Origin of the sequence: Anaeromonas gelatinilytica (genome assembly GCF_016820635.1) — a bacterium.
Lineage (GTDB): Bacteria > Bacillota > Clostridia > Tissierellales > SIT17 > Anaeromonas > Anaeromonas gelatinilytica.
On sequence record NZ_WSFU01000008.1, the window covers coordinates 60025 to 72281 of the forward strand.

The 12257-nt window shown below is 27.0% G+C and carries 8 protein-coding genes and 2 CRISPR repeat arrays (1 of these 10 running past the window's edge); all 8 genes read right to left on the minus strand.

The features are described from left to right. Nucleotides 1–485: a CRISPR direct-repeat array (repeat unit 30 nt; unit sequence GTTTCAATTCCTTATAGGTACTATATCAAT) (it extends 3163 nt beyond the left edge of the window). 195 nt (nt 486–680) lie between these two features. The 8 genes from csx2 (GOQ29_RS00760) to csx20 are packed head-to-tail and all read right to left on the minus strand — an operon-like array spanning nt 681 to nt 9408. Further along, complete coding sequence (csx2, locus tag GOQ29_RS00760; protein WP_203370456.1) at nt 681–2018, minus strand: TIGR02221 family CRISPR-associated protein; 1338 nt, start codon at nt 2016–2018, stop codon at nt 681–683. Continuing rightward, nucleotides 2018–3097: a type III-A CRISPR-associated RAMP protein Csm5 gene (csm5, locus tag GOQ29_RS00765; protein ID WP_203370458.1), complete on the minus strand. Its 1080-nt coding sequence runs from the start codon at nt 3095–3097 to the stop codon at nt 2018–2020. Before csm5 ends, csx2 (GOQ29_RS00760) begins: the two co-directional genes overlap by 1 nt. Continuing rightward, nucleotides 3098–4171, minus strand: a complete 1074-nt coding sequence (gene csm4 / locus GOQ29_RS00770; RefSeq protein WP_203370460.1) for a type III-A CRISPR-associated RAMP protein Csm4 — start codon at nt 4169–4171, stop codon at nt 3098–3100. Between the two features lies 1 nt (nt 4172). After that, complete coding sequence (csm3, locus tag GOQ29_RS00775) at nt 4173–4937, minus strand: type III-A CRISPR-associated RAMP protein Csm3 (RefSeq protein ID WP_203370461.1); 765 nt, start codon at nt 4935–4937, stop codon at nt 4173–4175. 12 nt (nt 4938–4949) lie between these two features. Continuing rightward, nucleotides 4950–5540, minus strand: a complete 591-nt coding sequence (csm2, locus tag GOQ29_RS00780; RefSeq protein WP_203370463.1) for a type III-A CRISPR-associated protein Csm2 — start codon at nt 5538–5540, stop codon at nt 4950–4952. Then, on the minus strand, nt 5540–7744 hold the full coding sequence (gene cas10, locus GOQ29_RS00785; protein WP_203370465.1) for a type III-A CRISPR-associated protein Cas10/Csm1: 2205 nt from the start codon (nt 7742–7744) through the stop codon (nt 5540–5542). The genes csm2 and cas10 overlap by 1 nt, the downstream gene beginning before the upstream one ends. A 13-nt stretch (nt 7745–7757) precedes the next feature. Further along, nucleotides 7758–9011, minus strand: a complete 1254-nt coding sequence (gene csx2 / locus GOQ29_RS00790) for a TIGR02221 family CRISPR-associated protein (protein ID WP_203370466.1) — start codon at nt 9009–9011, stop codon at nt 7758–7760. Further along, nucleotides 9004–9408 (minus strand): CRISPR-associated protein Csx20, encoded by a 405-nt coding sequence (csx20, locus tag GOQ29_RS00795; protein WP_203370467.1) that lies wholly within the window; start codon nt 9406–9408, stop codon nt 9004–9006. Before csx20 ends, csx2 (GOQ29_RS00790) begins: the two co-directional genes overlap by 8 nt. Before the next feature lie 372 nt (nt 9409–9780). Continuing rightward, nucleotides 9781–12224: a CRISPR direct-repeat array (repeat unit 30 nt; unit sequence GTTTCAATTCCTCATAGGTAGTATATCAAC). Nucleotides 12225–12257: the final 33 nt, after the last annotated feature.

Consider the following 12257-nt stretch of genomic DNA (forward strand, 5'->3'; position numbering starts at 1 on the left):
TATAGGTACTATATCAATGTAATTAATTGAGGTATAGCTGACAATATTCCAGATGTGTTTCAATTCCTTATAGGTACTATATCAATTTTGTGCTAATCCACCAGCTTTGTTAAAACCGGACAAGTTTCAATTCCTTATAGGTACTATATCAATTGTTCTCCAACTCATCATATCCACTGTACCACTAGAGTTTCAATTCCTTATAGGTACTATATCAATTAGATATAACTTCTGGTCCTTTTGTAGTTACTGTATGTTTCAATTCCTTATAGGTACTATATCAATAACCTTTGCTTTTTAAACCTTCGTCAATAGCTCTTAGTTTCAATTCCTTATAGGTACTATATCAATTCTAGTGCACTCTTTTTATCTGTCAAGTCAATATCATCGTTTCAATTCCTTATAGGTACTATATCAATAGGTGTTAACCTCCAAAATTCTTCGGGCTTTAGACCGTTTCAATTCCTTATAGGTACTATATCAATCCACTCAAATATAGGTATATAGCCATTTATCTTTTTATATACCTTGAATACTATGATATTGATATATATTCTATATTAATTTTAAATTTCCTTCTGTTATAGTAATATTCCTAAAATGTTTATTTTTATTTATAAAAATAAATTGTCGTCGATCTCCAGGGATTTTCACGCTATTGGGGATCGACGACAAATTTATTATCTCTTCTTATATGATCTTTTTATTTCTTCTATTGAAACTTTATTTGGAATTTCTTCTATACTCTTATCGTCTAAAATACTTATTATCGTTTCAAAATAATTATTAAAGTTATCTATATCATCTACATATGTTGCTTTATTTCCCTCTGGCATAGCATGGGCTATTCTTTTTCTAATTCTATTAACACTTTTATATTCTTTTTTTAATTTAAGTATTCTTTTATTTTCTCTTATAACTTTAACATTAAACATAACAGATTTTGCTAGTTCTCTTTTTTCATGATTAGTAGAATCTAGATCGTAAATATCACATAATCTTGTAACTATTGATTCTATTAAGCATATATAAGCACTACTATATCTACTATTCTCATTAAACCATTTTGACATCTCTAATTGAAATTTATAATCTTTTTCTATGTTTGCAAATCTCTCTATGAATTCTCTAATTGTAGTGGAAACATACTTGAACATACCCATATCATCTAAATTAGCTTTATTAAGTTTCTCACTTAAGTTATTTATTTGTTTCCTAATTCTAAAAATATAATTTATATTTATAGCATGTGTCATATTCTTGATGTTTTTCTTAATCCCTTTATCTTCTACAAGTTCAGATATTAAATATCCATTTCCATAATTAACGAAATCATTTGTACCTCTTATCCACCTAGAAATCTCAAGTAAGGATTTTAAATCAACTATAGGTACTAATCCATCATCATCTTTTGCTTCAAACATCCCATAATATACTCCCTTTATATGGATTTCTTGAGTCTTTAAAGTTCTTATAAAGTCCAACATCAAATACAAAAATAATGGTATTGATCTAAAGGAATGGGTTATATCCAGATATACTTCATCTTCTGGATGTATTTCATTACTTATCATCATAAAAATGTCTAGATTATAAAAAAGTTCCTTTTCATCAACTCCATATTTAATTAAAAAACATTTTGAATCATCTTTAGATTTAAAATTAAAAGACTTTAAATATTTATTTATGGATATATTCACTTTTTCTAATATTTCTTCATCATAGCCTTCAGATTTATAATCAAATCTTTCTATTTCTTCCCCTAGTTGCTCCCAATAATTAAAATCAATATTACTATTTATTTTTTCTTGAAAATGATAATACACTTCTTCCCACATAGATTTTCCTGTACCTATAAAAAATATTTTATCCACTTTATTTTCTTCCGCTAATGCAGAGGCTACAAAAGGAGTCTTGTATATTTTCCCATTTTCATTAAACTTATATGTCGCAGAGTAATATCTTCGATCTTCTTTTTTTCTTCCTACTCCTAATGGAGATATTAAAATTTTAGCCATTATCTATTCTCCTTTTTTGTGATCTTTACCCAACCAAATACATCTTCAATATCTCCATTTCTATAAATTATGCTTCTAGTTTTAGGAAATCTTTGATCTATCTTTCCTTTAAATTTACCCAATTTATTTAATTCATGTTTATGTATCAAATGTCCTATTGAATTATCATAATAAGTCTTTCCTGAACCTACCCTTAAAATAAATCCTTCTTTATCTTCTTGTAAATTTAATATTTCATTTTTTATATTTTTATACTTATTTAATAATTTGCTAAACACAATTGAATCTGATCTTTCAAAAGTCTTTATTTCTTCTTCAATACATTTAAGTGAAAATCTGTTTATCATATTAAATAACTTTTCAAGATTTTCATCTCCATATAGATAATCTAATTTTGATGGTATCTTTTTATGTATATTTTTTATTGCCTTTCCTTGAATACTTATTTCTGATTCCTCATTTTCTTTTATAGATTCACTGACAATTGGATTTGCATTTTTCTTTTTTATAAGATGATACCTATATCCCTTCAGAACCTCCAATGAATTATCTAAAAAAGAAGAACTGTCAGATACATAAAGAAATTTTAAATTATCATCTCCAAAGGCTCCAAATACATCTCCACCTATATACCCTCTACTTTTAAGTTTAGAATAATCATATCTATCTTCCTCTATGTGATTATACAATAAAGCAGTTCTAATTGAGCCCTTAATACTGCTCCCTGGTATGTAAGGATTAGACTGACTATCTACTATAGTTCTCTTTATTTCTTGATTTATTTCATCATTAGTTTTTAATTCCAAATGAATAAAATCTCTATAATCTAAATTGTTGTTCTTAAAAAAATCTATTAATCTATATTTATTCTGTATATTTGTTCTCGCTCCTAAATTTACATATTTAATATATTCATCCATTAAAGAAGAATTTTTATCATTTTCCATAAAAAATTCGTCTATTTTACTATGATCTACATAATATATCTTCTCATCAGAATATATATAGTCAGAATATGAAGTTAATTTATCTCTAGATCCAATATTTATAGGTGATAAAGTCTGTATCTTAAATCTCATCTATATTCCACCTCCTATACCCATTAATAAAGGCTTTCCATATAAGTATACTTGATGATTATCAAATCCTTTAGGTGTAACATCTAAAATTTCTCCATCTACTAATCCACTAAATATACTCCCTTCATTAATAATATTTACTTTTCTTTTTTTATAAGGTTGTCCTCCCATTGAATATATATATCCGTCTCTTCTCTCTAATTCATATAAATAAATTTTATTTGCTTCTTCTTTTAATGGATAATAGGTTGATAAATTCATATAATATTTAGAATTTTTATTTGCTTCTGTTAAAATTTCCTTTTCAAAAAATTCAATATGTGAAAAAAAACCGTATCCTTTACTCCTCTTACCACCTATACCAGTATCTTCAATTAAAGATATAGCTAATTTTAATTCATCAGTTAAATTACCTAAGTAAAGAAAATACATAAATGGTTTAACTATGTAATTTTTAGTTTCTTGATAATTAATCATTAAATCTTCACTAAAGAAAAAATCATTAGATTTATCAAATATCCTATCTACCTCTATATTAGGTTTTACTCCCTTTGATATGAATTTCATATTATCCATATTGTCAATAATTTCATTATCAATATCCTTTATATCATCTTGAGTACATACAAATTTATTACCAATAAATATTAAATCTGTTATATTGAAATCAAATACATTTTTCCCTTCATCCCAATAATCAGATATTTTATTAAATACATCTATTGATATATATTTTATTTTTTTTATTTTCTTTCTCAATATTAACTCTTTTTCCATATCAGAGCTATCTATTAATCTTATATCTACTATTGGTTTCTTTATGAATAAAATATCCTTAATCTTACCCTTAGTTTTAGAATGTATTTCCAAACCATAAAAAATTGAGGAAAACCTTATATTTTCATCTATATAATCAATTGTTTTCTTTATATCTTCTTTATCAGCTATAGTAGATAGATTATTTATAATAGCTGAAAAAAGTTGATCTGATGAAAAATCTTCTTTGATATTCTTTCCATTAACTCCTATATGAAACTTTCCTTTATCCTCTAATCCAAATCTGACTCCCTTCATTTTATTCAACTCCTAAAAATTCGACCTTTAATTTTTTATCCAAATCCTCTTTGTTTAAACCATATAAATTACCACTATATATTTCTTTTCCTTGTTGATTATTTTTATAATCTCCTATTGTCCTTACTTTTATTGATAAATCATCAAACTTTACACGACCATATCCTCTAGAACCATTTGAGCCTATATAATCTCCTTCTACTAATCTAAGAGCCTTTATTATTTCGTTTAAATACTCTCCATCTTTTTCTCCCATATAATTAAATACAAATTCTGTATTGAATATTGCTCCTACAGGCACTCTCTCTGTCTGACGAGGATGATCTGCCTTTGAAGTAACTCTATCTATTACATTTTCCCATTTACCTTCTGTATATATTAACTCTAAATCTTTAAATCTTCCTTTTTTATTTTCCATATCCTTTTGTATATTCTTATCTAAAAATGCATCTCTTACTATAAGTCTATTAGGTCCTACTTTATTCCTTTCAGTATCTGCTGAAGTTCCAAATATTGCACAAATAGAACAATTACCACATTTACATATTCCATTAGTTTGTGAAATTCTATCTAACTCTGTTTTTTCTAATAGACTTCTTAGTTTTCCCTTTAAAGATGAACCAGGAATATAGGGTACTCCTTCATGAGTTTTTATTACGCTACTATCTATTCCTCCAATCATTACATCATTTTTAGATCCTCCTATAGATAATCCTGTTACAACTTCTAAATTTACTGATATAAAAACTTTTCCCATTAATTTCATTCTACACACTCCTTATTTATCTTTTCCAACATATTTCCTATAAGCAACTATTGACTCCATAAACCTTTTAAAATTCTCTAATTGTTGTTCATTTTCATATTCCATACTCTTAACTATATAATCAAGTAAATCCATAAAATCTTTTAACTCCTTATTTTTCTCTTCCCTACCTGCTGTATAAGCAAATTGAGGTCTCAACATCTTTAAAGCTCTAACATCTTTAGCTGCTAAAATTCTTGTATAAATTTTTCTTATCATAGATGTCTCTATTTCACCTTTACAAATTCTCTTTGCATATTTTAATGCATTATCACAAAATTTATCATAATCATCCACTGTATCCATAACTAACACATTTTCTTTAAAATAAGTTATTAATTCATCTTCTATCTTTTCTATATTTTTTGCTTCTAGACGTTCCTCTCCTTTAGGACTTTTCTTTCCTTTAGTAACTGTAAATTTAACCGTATCTCCTTCTTTAACAGGAGCATAATTCACATTACTTATATGAAAAAATACATTCTTATCTACGTCATTATAATTAATAAATCCAAATTTTTTACTATTATTAAAGCTTTCAATTTTTCCTGTAACTATTTTCATTATCTTTCCTCCCTACTATTTCTTGTTTGTAATTGAGCTAACTTAACTGCTACTGGTATCATCATGATATTTCTAATTTTTTCGCTTTCATCTCTCTTTAGTACATTTTCAATCAATATATTTCTATATGTATCAATTAGTTCTTCAGCATAATTATTATTATCCTCATCATCCTTTCTCTTAACTTCTCTTAAATAGTAAGCAAGTTTCCAAAATTTTATTTTATTAAAATTTCCTTTAGTAGAGTCTTTTAGTAAGTTTTTAAATCCTAAAGTACTCTTTTGTACTTTGTACAGTATAGCATGTCCATTTCTTCTATCAGACATTTTACTTTCCCTATCTACAATTTTTAATAATAAGTCTTCTATTTCTGATATCTTTTCAAATTCATCCCAAGTAAAAATTTCTCTTAATAGTGAAAATCTATTTTTACTAGGTATATACTCAAAATTATATTTGAAATTTTTTGCCTCTTCCAATTGTTCTTCCACCATGTCTGAAGATCTTATAATTGGATAATCATATCTAAATATACTTATTCCTGCAGAAAAAGAAAGTTTTTCATTATTACATACATATTTACTGAAATCATCTCTAAACTTCTTGCTGAATTTTAATACATAGTTCCAACTTCCTACAATAAAGGTATCATCCCCTCCTGAAAATACTACATAAATATACTTGTCCCATTCATTTTCTTTTATCAAATGATTGATATATCCTTCAAAATACATACTAACCATTCTACTAAGATAAGTAACTTTTGCTATTGTTCTATTTTCATTTATTCCTACAGAAAATATACTTCCTAAATTATCTACATCTAACTTCAAATATCCTAATTTTTCATCTCCAGTACTTTTCCCAGACAATCTCTTAAAGTTAATGATTTGTCCATTTTCACAAGGTAAAGTATAAGATCCAAATTTAAATCCTGATAACTTTTCATTTAAAAAATTAGTACCATTTAATAGATATACTTCTTTTTCAATTATATTATTAGATATTTTATTGCTAAACTTTACAGAATATCCTAATTCATTAAATATTCCATCATACCCATTATTAATATCCCGAGTTTTTCTATTATCGATTATATAAAATTTAGCATCTTTCAAATTATCAGTTAAATCTATATAACTTTTACATATATCACATAAAGAGATTTCCTCATCTTCTGAAATATCAACTTGATTTCCTCCATGAGTCAATCCACATAAACTACAAGCTTCCCTTTCAATACTTCCTTCATCAAAGGGTCCAAATACTTCTTCAAAATTTTCTTCTATATCTAATTCAGACCATTTGCTCTTTTTGTTAAGATTAGTCTTATCCCTAAGTCTTTGCCAACTTATATTAAATTCTTTTAGATCATCAATCCCCACTTCTATCTCTTCTAAGGCAATATATATATTTCCTTTATGATATTTATTTAAAAGTTTTGAAATCTCCTTTCTAATCTCATAAAACTCCTGTTTTTTAGATTCAGATGCTAAAATAAGGAAATTCCCTCCACCATTAAATATAATATTAGCTTCTTTTAATTCGAATCTATCTATTATAAACTTACTTACAATTTCTGATAATAAATTTATATATACTGATCTTCCTTTTAAACTTTTAGAAGCTCCTTTTGATGGAATATTAAATATAAAATCCTGTATTCCTGAAATATCACCATTTATCAATAAAAATTTTTGTTCATTATTTTCATCAATTTGTTGATTAATACATATAGACAATGCTGCTATTACTTTAACTTCATCAAATAATGAAGTATCTTCTCCAGTTAAATATCCTGGAATACACCATAAATATTTTTCTAAAATATAATATAATTGTAATTCATCATTTACTTTTCCTAATCCTTGATTAAATTCTCTAATTAATTGATTATATTTATCTTCTTCATATTTAAGATTCTTTTTTGGCATAATACTATTTAATTCTAATGGATTAAAATTATAATAATAATCCTTTTTCTCATCAAATAATTGTGAAAATATAGACACTAATTGATTACCTTTTTTCAAATTTTCTTTATCAAATAATTTTATAGCTAAATTATATATCCCTTTAGCATCAGAATTACCTTTCATTTCAATTATTTTTCTTGATATGAAAGTATCATGTATCGCCTTTTTATCAATAATACTTTCTAAATGTCTAAGTATACTATATATGTATATATTCGTATTATTCATTTCCCCACCTTCCTTATAATTTATTTAAAAATAGTTCTTCAAATCTTTCAATATGATTATCAAGTTGTTCTTTAAAGTTATCATATGTCGATTTATTTTCCCTATAACCAGCATGATCTATATCATTTCTTATATTACTAATTTCTCTATAAAGCTCTGCCATTTCTTTATTCATAAGCTTTTTACTTTCTTCGTATTTTTTAGAGATATATTTGTCTAATTGTTTTTTATCTCCTTCTAGATGTTTATAAATTATATCTGAAGCTATATGCTCTCTTGATTTCTTTCTATATTCTTTTGAGATATAACTATTGTTAAATGACAAGTCTACTTTCTCGCAAACATAGTTAATTATATTTTCAGTTAAAAATGTATATGCTTGCTGTATCAATCCATAGTCTCTACAAAGTTTAACTGTATGATGAATATCTTCTATAATACTTTCATCCTTATAACCATCTACTTTTTCATAAACTTTATCTATGATTTGTTCAAAAGGTTTTAATTTATTTATTTGAGTATTTTTTATATTCGATAAACATTCTTTTAAATCTCTTCCACTTTTAGAAATATCAAGACCTCTAGATGCCTTAATATCCTTGCCAAATTTTTCTAAATTATCGCTGGTTTTACTTATATGCTGTAAATTTTTATCTCCTCCTTCAGTTTCTCTTAAAATTGGAACTACTGTATTTTTAATAGTATGAGCAAACTGTTCCCCATCTCCAGTTGATATTAATTTATTAGCTCCTTCTGACCATTCCATTATTTTATTAAAAATACTGAGATCATATATAGGAGTCTTTTCTTTAGATGTTGGGTCAAATGCACCATAATATATTCCTTGCAATTCAATAGATTTAATAAATCTAGCATAATTAAGTACAGAAATAAATATAATAGGTATTGATCTAAAAGAATGGGTTATATCAATAGATACTTCATCATTATCTTCTAATTGTGAAAAGATAATATCAAAATTTCTCCACATTTCTTCTTCGTTTCTTCCATCATATATATCTACTGTTCTATACATAATACCATTTTCATCTAGTATTTCTTTAATACTTCCTACACTTTCATCTTCTCTCTCCCATTTGTCTCTTCTAGCCTTCTCGGTCAATAAAATAATAAATTCCATTTTATCATTTAGTATTTTAGCTAATGCTTCTTGTATATAAGCAGTTTCTGCTATTTTTTCATTCATAATATATTTAGTTTTTTCATAATAACCTACACCTAAAAAAGTTAATAATTTTTTACTCATAATTTCTCTCCTCATATTTAATATATTTTTTAAATTTTACATGTTCAAAAATTCTCTTAGAATAAACTTTTTCTCCTTCTTTATTTTCCAAGACTCTTCTCTTACTAGAAGAATAAATAGGTACTCTATTAGTAGAAAAACAAAAATCTACTAAATAATATACAGAGCCATACTCTCCTTGTATAAATACATAATCTCCTTCACTTGAACTATTTAAAATCCAATCTATTATTTGAAACAAGTTTTTATTAGGAATATTACTGTTAGGATCTATATTAGACCAATAAGACATCAGTTCTTCTGATAAAATCACTATGCATTTAACATTATATTTTTCTTTTAACTCCTTTTTCTGTTCATTAGTAAGCTCATGAGATAAAATCGACAATAATTTCATTTTCCCCTCCAAATTTAAACATTTTTCAACATTTATAACCTTACTTCTATAATGACATAAATAAATCCTTCAAAGAATTTTGTCTATTTTTGTCGAATGAAGTTTTTATGATTATTTTATTACTAATTTTGAAATTTTTATTTTTTCTCTTTTAAGAAAATTTTTAAGAATCTCTTATACCCTATCCCTACAATTAACACTGATAATATTAAAAAAAGTATTTCAAATACAAATATATAATTACATCTATTTCATACAAAACATTATCTTTTATAGGTAAAATTTTAATAATTTTAGATTTTATAAAAGAATAACATATAAGCTGTACTATTGTCTGTACAGCTTATATGTTATTTAAAGTTTACTAATATAAGATTTATTCCTCATAGGTAGTATATCAACCTACTTAATAATGGTGTTAGTGATTTTGGGTCTCCTTGTTTCAATTCCTCATAGGTAGTATATCAACTATCTGGCACTCCATTATTTCCAGGAGATGAAAACTGTTTCAATTCCTCATAGGTAGTATATCAACTAGCTTATATCTTACTTTATCTAATTGGAGCATACTAGTTTCAATTCCTCATAGGTAGTATATCAACGATATTAAATGGAGGGGCAAGTATCAATAAATCAACAAGTTTCAATTCCTCATAGGTAGTATATCAACTATAGCTTGGTTTAAACTAATATCCTTAGTAGTATCTTGTTTCAATTCCTCATAGGTAGTATATCAACAGTTCCAAACCCTTCAGGTACATACATACTAAAATCGTTTCAATTCCTCATAGGTAGTATATCAACAGATTACAACAAGGTAGATTGCAATCTGTTAAAGAAGGGTTTCAATTCCTCATAGGTAGTATATCAACTCTGACTTTTGAGTTTTGGCCATACGTTTATACTCTTGTTTCAATTCCTCATAGGTAGTATATCAACGAGCTAATAGCCTATTGTAAAGAATATAATATAGATTAGTTTCAATTCCTCATAGGTAGTATATCAACCTTCTTGAGTCATTTTATCTATCTGATATGAAAAATCGTTTCAATTCCTCATAGGTAGTATATCAACCCATTACAGGTTTAATATGATTTTCTATTATTAGTTTGGTTTCAATTCCTCATAGGTAGTATATCAACTAAAATATTTGAAGAAAATACAGAGATTCCAGGGAGGGGTTTCAATTCCTCATAGGTAGTATATCAACAATGAGTTTAGATTTATATGAAAGATAAGGAGGGGTGTTTCAATTCCTCATAGGTAGTATATCAACAATATTTATGCGTGGCCAATGCTAGAGACTTGCGTCTGTTTCAATTCCTCATAGGTAGTATATCAACTGAAGAAAGCCTTAGACTACATCTTATTTTTTAGGGAGTTTCAATTCCTCATAGGTAGTATATCAACATAGCAAATGCAAGAATTCTCTATATAGATGAATTATTGTTTCAATTCCTCATAGGTAGTATATCAACTTCAGTACTTTGACCCTGGTTAACCCTTTCGTGTTTGTGTTTCAATTCCTCATAGGTAGTATATCAACGGCAAAGAAACCATCTTCATATTCTTGAATTCGCTCAAGTTTCAATTCCTCATAGGTAGTATATCAACGGCAAGCTTAAAGAAAAAGCTGATTTAGCTTATGAAGGGTTTCAATTCCTCATAGGTAGTATATCAACTGTCAAAATTTCTTGATTGGTTATCTAATTCTAGATAGTTTCAATTCCTCATAGGTAGTATATCAACTTTTCTTCTTCGTACCCTTCTGTAATAAGTAAATTAGCGTTTCAATTCCTCATAGGTAGTATATCAACATAAATGAATTTTGTACAATATTAGCAGATATAATCGTTTCAATTCCTCATAGGTAGTATATCAACGTAAGGGTCATATCATGGAATTGGACGGAAAAAAATGTTTCAATTCCTCATAGGTAGTATATCAACGGATGAAGATGAAGAAGCAATATCCAAAATTCAAACGTTTCAATTCCTCATAGGTAGTATATCAACCATAACAGCACCGTTTTAGTGCCTTCTATAGAGTATGTTTCAATTCCTCATAGGTAGTATATCAACTATAAGCTACTATAGAAAATGCAGTAGCTTATAAAAGTTTCAATTCCTCATAGGTAGTATATCAACCCTGCAATATTTATTCACGGCTATCATTTCGGCAGTTCGTTTCAATTCCTCATAGGTAGTATATCAACTCTTGGTATTCTGAAGACTTGGGGAAGGTCGTATATGAGTTTCAATTCCTCATAGGTAGTATATCAACTCTTTATACCTTCGACTATAGAGGTAGAGTTTCAAAGTTTCAATTCCTCATAGGTAGTATATCAACCCCCTTCTACTTTTACTATTATGACACAATATGAATTGTTTCAATTCCTCATAGGTAGTATATCAACATTATCGTGTGTTTCCTTATTACATCTATCGAAATAGTTTCAATTCCTCATAGGTAGTATATCAACATTTGAAGTATTGAGGGAATGGCTGAGAATGACTATAGTTTCAATTCCTCATAGGTAGTATATCAACTTACGACTGAAGATGAGAATTATATTCACCCTGTTAGTTTCAATTCCTCATAGGTAGTATATCAACGGATTTAAGGCATCCCCTTGGACCTATTACAATTCTAGTTTCAATTCCTCATAGGTAGTATATCAACCTATTACCTTCGCCATTTTTGCCATCCCCAGCATGAGTTTCAATTCCTCATAGGTAGTATATCAACGAAATAATCAAAAAGTTCCTCATGGAAAACGGTGATGTGTTTCAATTCCTCATAGGTAGTATATCAACGAAGATTTAAAGGAAAATATAAAGGATGGCTAG